General features: G+C 59.3%; 15 protein-coding genes. 8 read left to right on the forward strand and 7 right to left on the reverse strand.

Annotated features, from left to right (window positions below):
- Positions 1–38: 38 nt before the first annotated feature.
- From PLH32_03360 to PLH32_03375, 4 genes are all read left to right on the forward strand, one after another.
- Entirely contained in the window at positions 39–1,334 is a 1,296-nt protein-coding gene (locus PLH32_03360; protein HQJ63626.1) for an ATP-binding protein, read from the forward strand.
- A gap of 17 nt (positions 1,335–1,351) precedes the next feature.
- Positions 1,352–2,734, forward strand: a complete 1,383-nt coding sequence (locus PLH32_03365) for a sigma-54 dependent transcriptional regulator (GenBank protein ID HQJ63627.1) — start codon at positions 1,352–1,354, stop codon at positions 2,732–2,734.
- A 143-nt stretch (positions 2,735–2,877) separates the two neighbouring features.
- On the forward strand, positions 2,878–3,432 hold the full coding sequence (locus tag PLH32_03370; protein ID HQJ63628.1) for a cytochrome c family protein: 555 nt from the start codon (positions 2,878–2,880) through the stop codon (positions 3,430–3,432).
- Positions 3,433–3,553: 121 nt separating this feature from the next.
- Positions 3,554–5,473, forward strand: coding sequence for a cytochrome c3 family protein (locus PLH32_03375; GenBank protein HQJ63629.1), 1,920 nt, complete (start codon positions 3,554–3,556; stop codon positions 5,471–5,473).
- 56 nt (positions 5,474–5,529) lie between these two features.
- Here the strand turns inward: PLH32_03375 and PLH32_03380 are convergent, their stop codons facing one another.
- The 7 genes from PLH32_03380 to PLH32_03410 form a co-directional block, all read right to left on the reverse strand.
- Positions 5,530–5,814 (reverse strand): hypothetical protein, encoded by a 285-nt coding sequence (locus tag PLH32_03380; protein ID HQJ63630.1) that lies wholly within the window; start codon positions 5,812–5,814, stop codon positions 5,530–5,532.
- Positions 5,815–5,836: 22 nt separating this feature from the next.
- Positions 5,837–8,338: a FlgD immunoglobulin-like domain containing protein gene (locus PLH32_03385; protein ID HQJ63631.1), complete on the reverse strand. Its 2,502-nt coding sequence runs from the start codon at positions 8,336–8,338 to the stop codon at positions 5,837–5,839.
- Positions 8,339–8,584: 246 nt separating this feature from the next.
- Positions 8,585–9,442 (reverse strand): LiaF-related protein, encoded by an 858-nt coding sequence (locus tag PLH32_03390; protein HQJ63632.1) that lies wholly within the window; start codon positions 9,440–9,442, stop codon positions 8,585–8,587.
- Between the two features lie 84 nt (positions 9,443–9,526).
- On the reverse strand, positions 9,527–10,525 hold the full coding sequence (locus PLH32_03395; GenBank protein ID HQJ63633.1) for an RluA family pseudouridine synthase: 999 nt from the start codon (positions 10,523–10,525) through the stop codon (positions 9,527–9,529).
- Positions 10,522–11,967: an ammonia-forming cytochrome c nitrite reductase gene (gene nrfA / locus PLH32_03400; GenBank protein ID HQJ63634.1), complete on the reverse strand. Its 1,446-nt coding sequence runs from the start codon at positions 11,965–11,967 to the stop codon at positions 10,522–10,524. The genes PLH32_03395 and nrfA overlap by 4 nt, the downstream gene beginning before the upstream one ends.
- Positions 11,968–11,986: 19 nt before the next feature.
- Positions 11,987–12,643 carry a cytochrome c nitrite reductase small subunit gene (gene nrfH, locus PLH32_03405; GenBank protein ID HQJ63635.1) on the reverse strand — a complete coding sequence of 219 codons (657 nt, stop codon included), beginning with the start codon at positions 12,641–12,643 and terminating at the stop codon, positions 11,987–11,989.
- A gap of 22 nt (positions 12,644–12,665) precedes the next feature.
- Positions 12,666–13,001, reverse strand: a complete 336-nt coding sequence (locus tag PLH32_03410; GenBank protein ID HQJ63636.1) for a hypothetical protein — start codon at positions 12,999–13,001, stop codon at positions 12,666–12,668.
- Positions 13,002–13,228: 227 nt separating this feature from the next.
- Here PLH32_03410 and rpsU point away from each other — a divergent pair, with 227 nt between their 5' ends.
- The 4 genes from rpsU to PLH32_03430 all read left to right on the forward strand — a co-directional run bounded on the left by rpsU (position 13,229) and on the right by PLH32_03430 (position 16,900).
- Positions 13,229–13,423 carry a 30S ribosomal protein S21 gene (rpsU, locus tag PLH32_03415; protein ID HQJ63637.1) on the forward strand — a complete coding sequence of 65 codons (195 nt, stop codon included), beginning with the start codon at positions 13,229–13,231 and terminating at the stop codon, positions 13,421–13,423.
- A gap of 40 nt (positions 13,424–13,463) precedes the next feature.
- On the forward strand, positions 13,464–13,910 hold the full coding sequence (locus PLH32_03420) for a GatB/YqeY domain-containing protein (GenBank protein HQJ63638.1): 447 nt from the start codon (positions 13,464–13,466) through the stop codon (positions 13,908–13,910).
- 93 nt (positions 13,911–14,003) lie between these two features.
- Positions 14,004–14,528, forward strand: a complete 525-nt coding sequence (locus tag PLH32_03425; protein HQJ63639.1) for a CvpA family protein — start codon at positions 14,004–14,006, stop codon at positions 14,526–14,528.
- The gene (locus PLH32_03430) at positions 14,525–16,900 is read left to right on the forward strand and encodes an endonuclease MutS2 (protein HQJ63640.1); all 2,376 of its coding nucleotides are present in this window, start codon (positions 14,525–14,527) and stop codon (positions 16,898–16,900) included. The genes PLH32_03425 and PLH32_03430 overlap by 4 nt, the downstream gene beginning before the upstream one ends.
- Positions 16,901–16,908 lie beyond the last annotated feature (8 nt).

Here is a 16,908-nt window from a genome sequence, read left to right on the forward strand (position 1 = left end):
CGGAGACTTCTGTTCTTCCTCCCGTGCAGCAGCGCTTGTTGCAACGCCGCAAATGGACCGTCGCGACGGTGATGCTGGTTACCTTTTTGTTTCTGCTACTTTACAATCTCGGTTCCTATCTCTTCCTCAAACATATGGGCCGGGAACTCGAACAGGGACTCGACCAGCGGCTGATGACCGCCGCCTCGCTGACTTCGGATCTCATCGAGCGCAGTGCGGTCAGCTTTTCCGATGCGACGGATGCGGAGCTGCTCCGCACCATTTTGACCCGCATCCGCCTTGATCAGGATTTGGAGGCGGCTTACCTCATCGATCCGAAGGGCCGAGTGGTACTCGACGCCCGCCGCGATCTGGAGGGTGTGGCCGGGCGAAGCTATGTGGCGGAAGATAGTCTGGAGATCCGCGCGGCTCTTGGCGGCGCCACCCGTGCCTCTCGGCTGCATACGGTTGCCGGCAATCACTTCAAGAGCGCTTATACACCCGTCGGTGATGTCTATGGCAAAACAGCCATCCTCGTGCTGGAGGCCAGCGCCGGATTCCTGCGCACAACCGGCCAGTTTTACCGGGCGCTCTACATCGGCGTCAGCATCAGCGTGCTGCTCCTCGCTGCCCTGGCCGTCTTTTTGACCCTGGCGATGCTCCAGTTTGTGCGTACCGAGAGCCGGCTCTATCAATCGGAGCGTCTGGCGAGCATGGGGCAGATGGCGGCGACCGTCGCACACGAAATCCGCAATCCCCTGGCCATCATCAAGAGCACGGCGGATGTGCTGCGGGAAAAACAAACGCAGCACGAGCGCACCGACGAGTTTTTTGGCTATATCGACGAGGAGATCCTCCGCCTCAACCGGATCATCACGGACTTTCTCGCCTACGCGCGCGAACCGCGGCTGGAACGACGCCGCTGCGATCTGGTCCCCCTGCTGCAGGGAGTGGCCACGGGCTTTTCCCGCCAGGGCGCCACCGTAACCTGGGAATGCGGGCTCTCCGAGCTGTGGATACAATGCGATCCCGCACAGATCGAACAGGTGGCGCTGAATCTGCTGATCAATGCCCGGCAGGCGCTCGGCGAGACGGAGAGCGAGGCCATCATCCTCCGGCTCAAGGAACAGCGGCGGCGGGGATGGAGACAGGTGGTTATTGAGGTGGAAGACCACGGAGCCGGACTGCAAGGTCGCGGCAGGGAGATTTTCGAGCCCTTCTTCACGACTAAAGCGAACGGTACCGGACTGGGGCTGGCGATCTGCAAACGAATCGTCGAAGCGCACGGCGGGGAGATCGAAGCCCTCGACGCCCCCGGCGGAGGGACCCTGATGCGCATAACCCTGGGCAATTGATCAAGGTGGAGTGAAGGATGGAGATAAAAACAGCCAAGCTCCTGATCGTGGACGACGAAAAACGGATGTGCGCGGTGCTACGCGAAGCCCTGGCAACGCCGCAATTGGCGGTCACGACCGCCGATAGTGGTGAAGCGGCCTGGGCGGCGCTCTCCCTTGAACGCTTTGATGTGATTGTCAGTGATATCAAAATGGCCGGAATGAGCGGGCTGGAGCTGCTCAAAAAGGTCAAGGCCAGCATGCCCGAGACCGAGGTCCTGCTGATGACCGCCTACGCCGATGCGCGGACGGCTGTGGAGGCGATGAAGGTCGGTGCGTTCGATTATATCATCAAGCCCTTCGAAATCGAGGAGCTGCGTCTCAAGATCCGCAATATTCTGGATAAGCACCAACTGCAGGAAGAGAACCGGGACCTGCGGGTCCAGTTGAAGGAGCGTTTTTCGCTCGAAAATCTGGTGGGCCAGAGTGGCGCGATGCAGAAGGTTTATGAGTTGGTGGAGAAGGTGGCGCCGACCGATGCCACTGTGATCATCCGTGGGGAGAGCGGCACCGGCAAGGAACTGGTGGCGCGGGCGATCCATGAGCGCAGCCGGCGCAGCGAAGCCCCTTTCATCGCGGTGAACTGTAGCGCTCTGCCGGAGACCTTGCTCGAAAGCGAGCTCTTCGGCCATGAGAAGGGGGCCTTCACGGGAGCGGAGCGGCAAAAGCCGGGCCGATTCGAAATGGCCGATGCGGGGACGATTTTCCTGGATGAGATCGGCGATCTGGCGCCGGCGACTCAGGTCAAGCTGCTGCGGGTTCTGCAGCAGCGTGAATTCACAAGGCTGGGCGGGACGGAGACCCTGACCATGCGAGCGCGCATCCTCACGGCAACCAACCGGGATCTCGAAGCCGCGGTGCGCAGCCAGACCTTCCGCGAGGATCTTTACTACCGGATCAATGTTTTTCCAATTCAACTGCCGCCGCTGCGCGAACGGCCAGAGGATATACCCGATTTGGTGGCCCACTTTCTCGCGCGGCAGAATGCGGATCCGACGGGTATCGACGCCGCCGCCCTGCAAAGCATGATGACCTATGGCTGGCCGGGCAATGTCCGCGAACTGGAAAACATCATCGAGCGGGCGCTGATCCTTTCTGGTGGCAAACCCATCACCCTCAACGATCTCCCGGCCCATCTGCGCGGCCAAGAGCTGCAGGGTGAGGCAGCGCTGCGGTCCGCCTATGAACTGCCCACTCTCGACGAGATGGAGCGCCATCTCATAGAGCGCGCCATTGCCAGGGCAGAGGGCAATAAAAGCAAGGCGGCGCGGCTGCTCGGCATCACTCGCCGGCAGCTCTATTCGCGCATGGAGCGCTGGGAGATGCCGGGCGATGATGAAAAAAAAGAGCCCCCGGAATGAACTTATTAACGAATTTTGCGTTATTAGGGATGCAAATCGCTCTTATTTCGCCGGGTGATGAATTTTGCTGTTGCAATTTTCATCTTTTATTGGTTATTTAATAGCGATGCATTACAAGTACTTCAACCTGCTGGAGGTAAACAATGAAAAAACGTGTCTTTGTGAGGGGCCTGATCCTCGTCCTGGCATTGGTCTTTGCCGTGACCCTTTTCGCCCAGGCCGATAAAGCCCAATACATCGGCGCCGCCAAATGCAAAATGTGCCATTCCGCGAAGGCCAAGGGCGAAGCCTATCCCATCTGGTCCAAGAGCAAACATGCCAGTGCGTATGCCACCCTGGCCACTGAGGAGGCCAAAGCGGTCGGGAAAAAGGCCGGCATCGAAGATCCGCAAAAATCGGCCAAATGTCTCAAATGCCATGTCACCGCCTACGATGCTCCCGCCACCGCGAAAGCGGCCACCTACAAGATGGAAGAGGGCGTGACCTGTGAAACCTGCCACGGCCCCGGCTCGCTCTATCAGTCGATGAAGGTCATGAAGGCGCTTCAGGCCAAGACCCAGGACGCTGCTGCGGTCGCCTATAACCCCGGCGACAAGAAGAGCTGCGTCAAATGCCACAATCAGGAAAGCCCGACGTTCAAGCCCTTCAAGGCGGAAGAGGCCTTCAAGCTCATTGCGCATCCTGCACCCAAGAGCTGATTCGGACACGTCCGGTTTCGCCTTGACCGGTCGGCAAGGCACCACCTTTTTTCTCGCGCTGCCATCCCCAGGCAGCGCGAGGTTTTTATTCTCATCCCACCACGAAGCGAAAGACCGAACCATGCAAAAGTCAGGCCTCTGCTTCATGCTCTTGATTGTATTGGCTGCAGCGGGCGCTTTCGCGCAAAGCCCGTGTGCCGCCTGCCATGGCGATTCCTCGATGACGCGACCCAATGTGACCGGCGGCGAGGATTCTCTTTACGTCAATGAAGCTCTTTTCGCCCAATCCGTACATGGCCGGTTGAATTGCTCGGACTGTCACCGCGATGCGGTGGGGGATCCCCATGATACCCCCCTCAAGCGGGTCGATTGCGCCCGCTGTCATGGCGATGCCGCCGCGGAGTACGCCAAGGGCCTGCACGGACGCGCCCTGGCCGCAGGCGATCAGGATGCTCCGGTTTGCAGTGACTGTCACGGTAAGCATGATATCCTAAGTTCTCTGGAAACCGCCTCCCGCACCCATCCCGCCCATCTTCCATCAACTTGCGGCGCGTGCCATCGCGACAAGGGGTTGGCGGAGAAGCACGATATCCGGATCGCAGCACCGGTGGAAAAATTCAGCCGTGGGGTTCATGGCAAGGCGCTTATGAATGGCAACGATGGCGCCGCCACCTGCAGCAGCTGCCACGAAGTCCACAATCTGCGGGCAGCGAGCGATCCGAAATCTCCGGTCAACCGGGCTAATATTTCTAAAACATGCGGCACTTGCCACGGCGATGTACAGGCCGAATTTGATACAAGCATTCACGGCAAGGACCTTGCCAAGGGGATTGCCGATGTGCCCACCTGCACCTATTGCCACGGTGAACACGAAATCCTTTCGCCGAACGATAATAACTCTCCCACTGCAGCGAGCAATGTCTCTGAAAAGATCTGCGCTTCCTGTCATGGCATGCTGCAACTGAATGAAAAATATGGTATCAACCTCGATCCGGTTACGTCGTATCGTGGCAGCTATCATGGTCTGGCTACCCACCGCGGTTCCAAGGTGGCGGCTAACTGTACCAGCTGCCACGGAGTGCACGCCATCCTGCCACAATCCGATCCGGCCTCAACCATTCATGTGGCCAATCTGAGCAAGACCTGCGGCTATTGTCATCCCAACGCCAGCCAGGAATTTTCTCGGAGCTATATCCATGCCAGACCCAATTCTTTTGGCGATGCCCTGGCCGCTTATATCGGCAAGGCGTACATCTGGCTGATTGTTGTGGTGATCGGTGGCATGGTGCTTCACAACCTGATCATCTGGTTCAAATATGCCCGCGCCAAATGGCGGGCCCTCAAACTCCAAAAGACGATCCAGCGCTTCGACCGCCAGTGGATTATTCAGCATGTGGCGATCCTGATCTCCTTCACTCTCCTGGTGATCACCGGTTTTGCCCTCAAATACCCGAATACCACGTGGGCCCGGCTGCTCACGACGCTCGGTCTGAACGAATGGCTGCGCGGGACGATTCACCGAATCGCCGCCGCCGTGATGCTGGCGGCCGGGCTCTATCACCTCGGCTACCTCGCCTTTGCGCGCAGCGCCCGAGGCGAGCTGCAAGCCCTGCTTCCCGGCATCAACGATGTCCGCCAGTTCATTGCCAATATGAAATTTCATTTGGGGATGAGCAAGGAGCGCGCCAATTTCGGGCGCTATGGCTATGTCGAAAAAGCGGAATACTGGGCCCTCGTCTGGGGCACCTTGGTCATGGCTTTGACCGGTTTTATCCTCTGGTTTCCGACGACCGCCACCTATCTGCTGCCCGCCTGGATTGTCAAGGTAGCCGAGACCATTCATCTTTATGAGGCTTGGCTTGCATTCCTGGCTATTCTGCTCTATCACATGTTCTTTGCGATTTTCCACCCGGCCGATTACCCCATCAACCTCACCGGCTTCACCGGCAAGATCACCGAAGAGGAGGCGGAGGAACGCTTCCCGGCGTGGTTTGAGGAGGTGAAGAAAAAGGAGGAGGCCAAGGATAGCGGCGCGGAATAAGCTGCTTGAGTAAAAAAAGCCGGATTGGATGATCCGGCTTTTTTATGTCCAGGCGGTCAGTGTTTTCTGCGGCGGGAGAGCGAGAGGCCGCCAAAACCGGAGATCACCGCAATATAAAAGCCGAAATCGTACCACCATCCCCGGTTGAAGGGCTCGTATATGCGGACTTGGTCATCGAAGAGGCCGATGATTAGGGTGACGGGAGCAATCCAGCCGTGCCAGACGCCGTCGAAAAAGCCGGCCGGCCCGGCAGCCGTATATTTGCCGGTGCCGGGAGCACAGCCGGAGAAGAGCAGCAGCGCGAAGAGCAGGAAAACCAGGAAAAATGGAAGTGACTTCATGATGGAATCTCCTTTGCTGAATTTACCGGATCAGAAACATGCGGTTTGAGATCATAAAGTCCGTGCCGAAGAGCACGGCAAAATAGAGCCCCGAGGCAGCCAGACGCCCGGCTTCATCCCTTCCATCCCAGACGCTCTCCTGCTCTCCCTTTCCCGCACGGCCCGAAATTAGGCTGCGCACGCGGCGCCCCTGGACATCATAGATATCGAGATTGACTTCCCCTTCCGACGGAAGATAAAAGCGGAGCACAGTGGAGGTGTTAAAGGGGTTGGGATAGGGGGAGAAGAGCTGCGCCTCAACAGGTTGCGGGGTGAACTGGCGCCGGGCCACACCGGTGCCGTAGCCGAGGAGGGTGAAGCGGATGGCATCCGCACGTAGCACCGTGCCGGCATTCTGCCCGCCAGCGTGGATGACCTGCACCAGAACCGGCACGCCGGCGGATAGATCATACTCGCCCAGGGTCACCCAGGTGCCGCTGCTGCTGTTCTGATCGACGTAGAGCGAATCCAGGGTACGGCCGCCGCAGAGGATCCGGTAGAGGGCATGATCGCTGGCATTGGCTGTCTTGGGCACGATGATCGCCAGGCTGTAGCGCCCGGCAAGAGGCAGATGGACGGTAAACTGGGCGAAGGTGCCCGGGCCGTCGCTGAGATTGACATAGCGGCTGCTGGGGCCCCAGGCCTGTGCGTTCGAGGTGCGCCAGTCCCCATACTCGCGATAGCCAGAAGAATCTGCATTATCCACGGTTATGAAATAGGCATTCGCTTGCACCGTCATGGGCAGGATACTACGCGGTGTGATGGGATCATCGCTGAGGATGATCAGGGAATCGGTGGCCGTCACTGTCTGCTCGGCGCGGAAGCGTATCGACAAGGTGACCTCGCTGAAGGGCGGCAACTCCAGCGGCCCTTGCCGGCTCGGGATGAATAAGCCTTGCTGGCTGGAGATGGAATGGATCCGCAGGGGCTCCTTGCCGGTATTCTGCAGCAGCAGGTGCTTTTCGATTGGTGTGAAAAGGCTGATCTCGCCGAAGGTGAGAAGGTGCGGCGAGATCAGCAATTGACGGTCGGGGATGAGCGGCGTGATCCTGAGTGCATCAATGCTGAACGAACGGGAAGAACTGCTGCGATTACGGGCGATCAGGTAGAGCGCCGGCGCAGCGGCGGGATCGAGTGTACAGGTGGCGGCGCGCTGCCACTGCTTCGCCTCCCAGGGACCGGCGATCTCACGCCGCCATTCCTGACGCCCTGACTGCGTCAAGACCAGCGTCAGGGTGTCCATGGGCTGGGATACAGGAGTTTGCTGAAAGAAGAGCTGATAGAGTCCCTTTTCGCGCACGGGCAGGTCGAGGCGGATCACCGCCGAATCCCCCGCCGCAACACGCGCTACGCGGGCATCGGTACCCCAGGCGTACTGATCGATGATTGTGAATCCTCCCACCAGCTCGCGGTAACCCTCCGACTCATTGTCGAGAAAAAGATCGTCGGGCAGATAGCGGATGAGCTGCAGACTCTGATTGCCGACGGTGTCGGTCAAGGCGACACCCGCCTTAGCCAGCTGCGTCCGTTTGACGGGAGATACCGCCTCCCACTTATTTACGCCGGTGGGCGTGCAGGACAAGATCTGGTAGCGGCTGTATATATCCTTGACGGCCACGAAGGGCTGCGTCTGGAAGATGGGCTCGTCGGTCTGGATGAGGAAGCGCGGCTCCTCGCCGCCTTGATCAGTAAACGTGAGCGCCGGTGCCTGGTCATCCGGCGTCTTCAGCCAGGCTTTGAAGGCATCGACGGCGGTCATATGGTGGAAGTGGACTCCGGGATAGCGTTTGGCTGTGGCGGTGATGAGGTCATGGGCATTGCGGATCTGGTCGGGGAAGTCGGTTTCGGGAAGATGCGACCAGAGGCAAGCCAGCTGGTCCTTACCTGCCGCCGCCCTGGCGAACATCTGATTGACAATCGTTGCGGTGAGGCTGTTCATCTTGATACAGCGCACGTTCCAGCCCCTGGCTGCGCCCGGCAGCTGGTAGTTGGTCAGGGAGGGGTGAAACGGCACCCACTCGGAAGAAGAGAGCGACCAGTCATAGATGTTGTCGCTGGGTTCATCATCCTGGAGTCGTTTGTCCGGCCAGGCGTCATGCAGGCAGAAGGGAATCAACTTGTCGATGTAGTTTTGCCATTCATTATCCATGTAATGCCAGCCGCTTCGAAACGAAACCGGGAAGATCTCCTCCTCCAGCAGGTAATGGCAGAGGGTGATATCAAAGTCTTCGCGGCACTCGGAAAAATTGCGCGCCTGGTTCCAGTAATAGCGGCCGTCGCCATTTTCATCGTTCCAGACCCAGGTGTGGTAATGGAGGGTCAGCTCATCGCCCACCTGTTTGAGGGGTTGGCTGTAATAGCGCTTCATCAGGTGCAAAGCGATGGTGTTGGGGAGAGGCACATCGCAGTTATCAGCATAACGGAAGACATTGCCGCCATGCATCCACCAGGTGAGGGGGAGCGGCTGGCCGGCGGAATCGAGCAATTTCGCGCGGAAAGCCGGATCGATGACCCGGGCCGCGTTGCTGGCGGGGCTGGAATAGGTCTCCGGCTTGTAATGGCAGACGAAAGAGTTGACATCGAGACCGTCCCAAATGCTCGTATCCGAGCCGTATACCAGGTAGACCTCTCCCTGGGCCCAGAGGTTAGCGGCAACGACAAGCAGAAGGGTGAGTATCAGGGCGATATGGAACCCGATCGCCTCCGGACCGAAGGCGCGAAGGAGGATGGCCTAGTGATCCTCCCGTTTGTCAACGCGCATCTTGAGCGTGCCGATGCCGGTGGAGACGACCAGGTAGAGCGAATCCTTCTCCTTTTCATAGTTGCGTGAATAATAGTAGGAGCCCTCCTGGGTGAACCAGTTGGGATAATCGACGTTGGAAAGGAAGAGGAATTTGGAGACCTTGACCTTGACACCGATATCCTCCGGGACGATGATAGTGGTCTCGCCGATCTCCAGGTCGACGCGGGCCATGGCGTGGCGGATCTTTTCGCCGTTGAAATCGATGGACATTTCGCCGACGCTGCTGTTGATGTCCGCTTCGGAAAAGTTGGCGTTGCCCAGGTTGACAAGCTGGACCTTGCCGACCTTGAAATCGACGTCGAAGGTCTTCAATTCGCAGCGGTTGGGCTTGTCGAAATCGATATGGCTTTCGCCGGCATAGCTGCGCACTTCGAGGCTTTGGATATGGAGATCACCCAGCGTCATTTTGAGCTCACCGGCTTTGACCACCAGATCCAGGTTGAGATCCGCTTTGGACGGCAGGCCGATACGCACCCGGGCATATTTCGATTTCTCGTCGCCGCTTTTTTTGGTCATTTCCCAATTATCGTGGTCAATGAAGAGCTCGAGGGTCCGGGTGTCGTCGTCATAGTTCAACTCAGTGTGGCAGCGTTTCTGGTCGTATTCAACCCAGGCATGGCAATCGTTGTTTTCGTTGCGGAAGAGCTCGACCTTGCCGCCGTCGCAGCGGAACGAGAGGGTCATTTCCCCGCCGGCCTTGATGGTCTTGTCGAGGGTGACGGTTTCCGCCTGGGCGCTGCTAAGAACAACCCAGAGCAGCGGCGCAAGCAGTGCAATTTTCATCATACGCTCCTCCTGATAGGACTTTGTAGATCGGGCATCACGGCTGCCCCGGTTTGTCTCTTGTACGCGTAACGGATGGAAAAGTTTTCAGCCGGTGGCTTGATATTGACGTAGCTCGTCGAGCAGAGCCTGCATGTCGGCGGGGATGGCGCTCTCGAAACGCTGCAATGCGCCGGTGACAGGATGCACAAATGCCAGCGTCCGCGCATGGAGCATCTGCCGTGTGTAGCGCTTGAGCAGCTGCAGTCCGAGCTGTGTTCTCTCATGATTGAGGCCGGCGAGCTGACCGGAACGCCCGCCATAGGTCGCATCGGCAAAAACCGGGTGGCCGAGGCTGGCCATATGCACGCGGATCTGATGGGTCCGCCCGGTTTCGAGGTTGAGCTGCATATAGCTGGTGAGGGGCAGCTCCTCCAGTACCCGGTAATGGGTGACCGCCATCTTGCCATCCGGATGGATCACCATGCGCAGCCGGTCTTTGGGATTACGAAGCAGTGCAGCCTGGATCGTGCCCTGGTGCTGCCTGAGATGGCCCCAGACGATGGCGCGATATTCACGCTCCATCTTGCGTTCCGCAAGCTGGCGGGCCAAACCGACATGCGTCAGGTCATCCTTGGCCACGACCAGCAGTCCCGAGGTTTCCTTGTCCAGGCGGTGGACCAGTCCCGGGCGGGCCTCGCCCCCGACGCTGGAGAGGTTGCGGCAGTGCGCGAGCAGGGCGTTGACCAGGGTGCCACTCAGATTGGCATAAGCGGGATGAACCACCATGCCGGCGGCCTTGTTGACCACCAGAAGATGCTCGTCCTCATAGAGGATATCCAAGGGGATCTCCTCGGCGGCGACGGTTCCGGACGGGGCCGGAGGAAAGTCGACGGTGATGATCTCTCCGGGGCGCACAGGATGACCCGCCTTGCAGGCCGCGCCATCGACGGTCACAGCGCCCTCGTCGATCAGGCGTTTGATCCGGGCGCGGGTGACTGCCGGGAGGCGGTTGGCAAGGAAGAGGTCGAGGCGTTCCTTCTCCTGGTCCGGTGAGACCACAAATTCGAGGTGGCGTTCACGCCTGTCGGCTGCAGCGGAGGTCATTCGGCCGGCTGGCCCCATTTCGCTGCCACGGTGCGCATAAAGTCGGTTTTTTCGCGCCGCAGCTGTGCCATGTCGAGTCCAATGAAAGCTTGCGCTTTATCCTTGGTCGAAAGGTCGGGCATGGGCACCGGCAGAGGGGCTCCGAGATGGCTCAGCAGAGCGGCGAGCAGGGTGCGGGCCGCGGCGGCTTTGTCGATGGCGGTGCCCATGATCCGGGCGCACTCGATCGGTGCATGGAAGCTGCCGCCATGGCTGGCCGAGACAAAATCCCAACGCCATTGCGCCTCACGGATCAGCTGGCGGATGTTCTTGACCTGTTCGGGGGTTGCGCCCTGTTGCAGCGCTGCCCGGGTTTCGATATGAGCTTTAACCAAAAGATCTTCGGCGATCCCGGCAAGCTGGCGCACTTTTTCCTGCCGGTCCAGGACATTCTGGAGTAGGGTCTGTTCGCTTTCGCGGTGGCAGACCTGGCAGGTTGTGGCGATATTTTCGAGGGGGCTTGCAATCTTGTGGTTGGTGAATTTCACGCCGCCTTCGCTACGGTATGGCATGTGGCAGTCCGCGCAGGCGAGGCCGCGCTGGAAGTGTATGCCCATTTGAAAGATCTCCCAATCGGGGTGCTGCGCCTTGAGCATGGGGGTGCCGCTGATCGCATGGGTCCAGTCGACGTATTCGATCCGGTCGTAATAGCTCTGGATCTCCTCGGCGGTGACGCCTTGGTCCCATGGGAAGGTCAGATACCTTTCGGTTTTACCCTTGAAGTAGTATTCGACGTGGCATTGGGCGCAGACCTCGGAGCGCATCTGCTGGTGAGTCGAGGCTTCGATTTTTTTGCCCTGGCGCTGGAATGCCTCAATCAGCGCAGGCCGGGTGATGCGCAGGTTCATGCTTTTGGGATCGTGACAGTCCTGGCAGCCGATGTTGTTGACCACCTCGGGCCCGAGATCGGTCCATTTGGCCTTGTAGAATTCCGCGATGCCCATGCTGTTCATCAGCCGTGGGACATCGGTGCTCTTGCAGGACCAGCAGGTGCCCGGCTGGGGCACAGCTGTTCGCAGCGTGTTGCGGATATCCTCGACAGCGTGGTAATGGCCGCGACCCTGTTTGTATTCTCGGCTGAAGGCGTAGCCCGCCCAGAGCACAATCAGACGGGGATAGCGCTCGAGTACATCGATGGTGGCAGAGCCTCCATGCGGGCTGGAGAACAAGGTGTCGGCTGTAGCGCGGTAGGTTTCGTACTCCCGCGGATAATTCTCACCCCAGACCGAATTGCGAGGCTCCCATTCGGCGAGAGGTTTGATGGGCTGCAGGAGCTGATAGGATTCACTGCGGCGCTCCATGATCGATGCGCCGAAGAGGCCGAGGCAAAAGACAACGGCCGCGGTGGCGAAGAAGAGCAGCCAGTAGAACCAGGGCTTTTGCAGCATGGATTTGTGGCGCATTATTAACTCTCCATCGGGATTAGGGTGCGGGCAAGGGGCCGATTTTTTCAGTCCATTGCAGCAGCCAGGCCGGCGCTGCCGGTGTGAGCCGCGGCAGCCGTGCCATGGGGACGGAAGCCAGGCCGTTGACCAGGCCATGGGGGGTGGCGGCATGACATGCGATACAGCCCTGGGCCGGGGCCCCGGCTCGCGGGCTCGCTGCTGCAAAACGGTACATCGGCAGCTGCTCGACAAGCTGGCGGTGGCAGCGGATACAATTTTCCCGGACTACCGCGGCGCCCGCCGGCTTGATCCGGATCACCTGGGGCTCGAGGCGAAAGGTGAACATGAAGGCGTGACGCAGGCCGTCCCTGGCTTTGAAGCCATAGTGGCGGATGAAGGTGTCGTGGGGGACATGGCAGTCGTTGCAGGATGCCACACGCGTATGACTGCTGCGCTGCCAGGTCGCATATTGCGGGCGCATGACGTGGCAGTTGAGGCACGTGATCGGATCATCGGATAAGTAGGAAGTCGCCCGCGCCAGCCGCAGGGTGAGCCCCCCGAGCCCGGCGAGAAGGCCGAACAAAACGACGACGGGGAGCCGCCAGCGCGGGGGCGGCATGATCCGTTCGAGCAGGCGGTGGGGCTTTATGTTTCCGATGATCTTCCTCCAGCCGGTACGGGGTGCATGTGGCAATTCCGGAATCCCTCTCCGCCGGCTACTGGCCCGCGAGCTTTTTCATTGCTTCATAAACCTTGTGGAATTCGACTGAATCCACCTTTTGGTCCTTAAGGGCATCTCTGAAATTGAGGATGAGGCCCTGCATTTGCACAAAATCGATCTTGCCCTCCTTGATCCGGGCGTCCACGCGGGCAAACACCTCCTTGACCTCCTCTTTGTTGACATCGGCGGGGATGTTGTCGAGCAGGGAGGATTCGATCAGGGGTACGCTCTTTTCGACGGCCATGCGCGCGATCTTGTCCTTGTTGACATAGAGGTAGGCGATGCCGGCAATCAGCAGAATGAGGATGGCGAGCAGGATTTTTTTGATCATAAGACCTCCACGAGATGAAGGATCAGATGCAAAAGGTTCAAACAGGACGCCGCCTATAGGATACATTAAAATCGCGAACAAAGCAATAAAAAAGCGCATCGCCAACCATTTTAACGGCCGGCCGGGACGCCATGAAATGCCGAAAAACTCCTTGCTTCTCTGCTTGTTTTTTATTAAATTTTGAGACAGAGTTAAAAAAATCGAACCGAAAGGAGGTTGATTTCTGAATGCCGGGAGTTCGCATTCGTGAAAACGAACCCTTCGAAAGAGCTTTAAAGCGTTTTACCAAGGCTTGCGAAAAAGCAGGCTTGATGTCTGACATCAAAAAACATCAGCACTTTGAGAAACCGAGCGAAAGACGCAAACGTAAGCTCAATGCCGCGCGTCGCAAGATGCGCAAATTGCAGATGATGGAACGCTAAATCTCTACAAAATCAGGCTTTTGGGCCCATTGGAGCGACCATGAGTCTTCTCGACCGACTCACTGAGGATATGAAATCAGCCATGAAATCAGGCGAAACGGTGCGTCTCGGCACGATCCGCCTGTTGCGTGGTCAGATCAAGGATGCTGCGATCGATAAACGCGCCGACCTGACTGATGATGAGGAATTGGGTGTCCTTGCCAATGCCGCCAAAAAGCGTCGTGAAGCCATTCAAGCCTACCAGGATGCCGGCCGTCTCGATCTCGCCGCCAAGGAAGAGGCCGAACTGGCCGTGATCCAGAGTTATCTCCCCGCGGCCCTGAGCGTTGCCGAAGTGGAAGCGATTGTCGACCGGGCCCTTGCGGAAGCGGGCGCCCAAACGATCCGCGACCTCGGCAAGGTGATGCCTCTGGTGATGAACCAGACCAAGGGGAGGGCGGACGGCAAAATGGTCAGCGAAATGGTGCGCCGGAAACTGAGTCTGTAGCGATCGGATTTCTGCAACAGAATTGAGTGAATAGGGCGTCACAATCGCGGCGCACTATTCACTTTTTTTATTGCAGTAAGACAGGACCTGGGAATGAGTCCGTTTGACCTCATCATCATCGCCGCCCTGATCTGGTTCGTCTACCAGGGAGCCAAAACCGGAATGGCCAAAGAATTGATCGGCCTGACCGGCTGGCTCATCGCCGTGCTCGTGGCCCTCAAATACGGCGGTTGGGCGGGCGCCAACGCGGAAAACCTGCTGCCTGCTATCAAGGCCGTGCCCACCCGGGTGAGCGGCTTTATCATCGCCTTGCTGGGCACCCACCTCTGCTTCCGCGTGTTCGGCTTCATGCTCCGCAAACTGGTCGGCGACAAGGGGCAAAGTTTTCTGGACAAAGCCGGCGGCGGAGTGATCGGTTTTGTCCGCGGGGCTTTTATCATCAGTATTATCGCGCTGGCCATCAACAGCCTCGAACTGGGCCCCCGGTTCGAAGACTATCAGCAGCGCTCCTCCCTTTTTCCGCACATGTCTCGCTTCGCCCAACTCGTGGTCGACAAAGTTGTGGCCCCCGAGCGGGGGGCGCGGAAATCTTCTGATCAGGACATGTCGCGGCAATGATCTCCGTTTTTGTCACGCTTGAATTTGATCGGGTGCGCGAAAAACTGGCCGAGAGTGCCAGTTCCGACCTGGGCCGGCGCCGCGCCCTCGCTCTCGAACCGCTCGGCACGGTATCGCTTCTGGCCGAACGCATGGCGCAAACCACCGAAATGCGCGATCTGCTCGATTATGATCAGACCCTGCCGATCGACGGCATCCAGGATCTCACTCCGCATCTTAAAAGTCTGCGCATCGGCGGCAGTTACCTCCCTCCCGAAGAGCTTATCCAGGTTTTGCAGAGCCTGGGCGCAGCCCGAAGGCTCCATCTCTATTTTGCGACACGCCGTGACAAGACCCCCCATCTGTACCCAATCGCCGCCCGCCTTGAAATACGGGAGGGGATCGAAAAGGAGATCCGCCGCTGTATCGACGAGAATACCCTGCTGATAAGGGACGATGCTTCGCCCGAACTGGCTGCGCTGCGCAAGCAGCTGGCGCGGGCGCAAAACCAGGCCCGTCAGCATATGGAGAGCTTGCTGCGCACCCTGGCGGGCCAGGGCGTACTTCAGGAGAATGTCGTTACGGTCCGCAACGGGCGGCTGGTGCTGATGATCAAGGAGGAGTACAAGCGTAAGGTCCGCGGCCTGGTCCTCGACCAGTCGGCGAGCGGATCAAGCCTCTTTGTCGAGCCGATCGAGGCGCTGGAGGAGAATAACCGCATCCGCGAAATCCAGGCGGAGGAGGTGCGTGAAGAGGAGCGGATTCTGCGCCGCCTCGCCGATCTACTGCGCGAGGCCCTGCCGGCCCTTGAGAACAATCTCGAACAGCTCGGCCAGCTCGATCTGCTCTACGCCCAGGGACTTTTTTCGCGCCGCCTCAATGCCTATCCCCCGGAGTTGGTCGACGTGCCCCTCCTGCAAATCGCCGGCGGCCGCCATCCCCTGCTGCTGCTGCGCATGGGGGAGAAGGCGGTCGTGCCTCTCGATATCACCCTCGGCGAGAACCATTGCACCATCATCATCAGCGGCCCCAACGCCGGCGGCAAAACCGTTGCGCTCAAGACCGTGGGCCTGCTCACGTTGATGGCCCGCAGCGGCCTGCACATTCCGGCCTTGCCGCACTCGCGCATCGGCACCATTATGCAAGTCTTCGCCAGCATCGGTGATCAGCAGTCGCTCGACAATGATCTCTCTACCTTTTCCTCGCACCTCGCCGGACTAAAAACCATTGTTGAATCAGCGGGAGCCGGCAGTCTGGTTCTCATCGACGAAATTGGCGCCGGGACCGATCCGGAGGAGGGATCCGCCCTCGCCATGGCCATCCTTGAAACCCTGACGGCGAAACGGGTTCTGACGCTGGCGACCACGCACCAGAGCGCCCTCAAGGCCTTTGCCTACCGGACCGAGGGCGTGGAGAACGGCTCCATGGCATTTGACGTCGCAACCCTCCAGCCCACCTATCACTTCCGTTCAGGGATACCCGGATCGAGTTATGCTTTCGAGATCGCAGGCCGGATGGGACTTGACGCCGCCTTGATCAGCCGGTCGCAAGCGCTGGTGGGGGCACAAAAGGACCGCCTGGAGGGTTTGATCCTCGAGCTCGAGAGTAAAATCCAGCACTTTGCTGAAGCGGGACGGGCGGCGGATCTGCGCGAGACCGAATACCGCGGCCTGGCCAAGCTCTACCAGGAGCGCAGCGATGCCTTGCGTCGCGAGGAAAAGGCCCTCAAGCGCAAGGCGGCGGTGGAAGCCGAAGAGATCCTGCGCCAGGCCAACAGCACCATGGAACAGACGATCCGCGAGATTCGTGAGAGTCAGGCCACAACCGAGTCGATCCGGACGGCCAAGCAAGCCCTCGAGGCCCAACGCCAGCAGGTTGAGACGGTGATGGAGCAGACGAAGGAGGAAAGTCCAGCCCCTGAGGAGGCGGAGGAACCGGGGCCGATCCACACCGGCGATGCCGTGCGCTGGACGCGGATGAGCGGCATCGGCGAGGTGATTGCGGCACCCGATCAGCAGGGGAGGGTGCTGGTGCGCGTCGAGGGCCTGAAGATCAAGGCGCCGCTTGCGGAACTGGTCAAGGTGAGCCGCCGAAGGCTGCGCCGTCAGGGCGGCACGCGGATCTCCCGTGATGAGTCGGAAGCCGTGCGTAACGAGGTCGATCTGCGCGGCTTGCGCGCCGATGAAGCTATTGCGCGCGTCGAACTCTACCTGGACGAGGCTGTCATGGCGGGTTTCTCCGAAGTGCGCATCATCCACGGCAAGGGGACCGGGGCCCTACGCGCCTCCATCGGCCGTTTTCTACGCGACCACCCGCGGGTGGCCGCCGCGCGCCTGGGCCATTGGAACGAAGGCAATACCGGGGTGACCGTGGTGGAGTTGCGACCCGACTGACCTTCACC

The sequence above is a fragment of the bacterium genome, from assembly GCA_035419245.1.
GTDB lineage: Bacteria > Zhuqueibacterota > Zhuqueibacteria > Residuimicrobiales > Residuimicrobiaceae > JAKPUX01.

Excerpts from the sequence above, each read along its gene's own strand:
- PLH32_03370 (HQJ63628.1), top strand. The coding sequence starts at position 2,878 with ATGAAAAAACGTGTCTTTGTGAGGGGCCTGATCCTCGTCCTGGCATTG.
- nrfA (HQJ63634.1), bottom strand. The coding sequence starts at position 11,967 with ATGCGCCACAAATCCATGCTGCAAAAGCCCTGGTTCTACTGGCTGCTC.
- PLH32_03425 (HQJ63639.1), top strand. The coding sequence starts at position 14,004 with ATGAGTCCGTTTGACCTCATCATCATCGCCGCCCTGATCTGGTTCGTC.
- PLH32_03420 (HQJ63638.1), top strand. The coding sequence starts at position 13,464 with ATGAGTCTTCTCGACCGACTCACTGAGGATATGAAATCAGCCATGAAA.
- rpsU (HQJ63637.1), top strand. The coding sequence starts at position 13,229 with ATGCCGGGAGTTCGCATTCGTGAAAACGAACCCTTCGAAAGAGCTTTA.
- PLH32_03380 (HQJ63630.1), bottom strand. The coding sequence starts at position 5,814 with ATGAAGTCACTTCCATTTTTCCTGGTTTTCCTGCTCTTCGCGCTGCTG.
- PLH32_03395 (HQJ63633.1), bottom strand. The coding sequence starts at position 10,525 with ATGACCTCCGCTGCAGCCGACAGGCGTGAACGCCACCTCGAATTTGTG.
- PLH32_03390 (HQJ63632.1), bottom strand. The coding sequence starts at position 9,442 with ATGATGAAAATTGCACTGCTTGCGCCGCTGCTCTGGGTTGTTCTTAGC.
- PLH32_03410 (HQJ63636.1), bottom strand. The coding sequence starts at position 13,001 with ATGATCAAAAAAATCCTGCTCGCCATCCTCATTCTGCTGATTGCCGGC.
- PLH32_03375 (HQJ63629.1), top strand. The coding sequence starts at position 3,554 with ATGCAAAAGTCAGGCCTCTGCTTCATGCTCTTGATTGTATTGGCTGCA.
- PLH32_03365 (HQJ63627.1), top strand. The coding sequence starts at position 1,352 with ATGGAGATAAAAACAGCCAAGCTCCTGATCGTGGACGACGAAAAACGG.
- PLH32_03430 (HQJ63640.1), top strand. The coding sequence starts at position 14,525 with ATGATCTCCGTTTTTGTCACGCTTGAATTTGATCGGGTGCGCGAAAAA.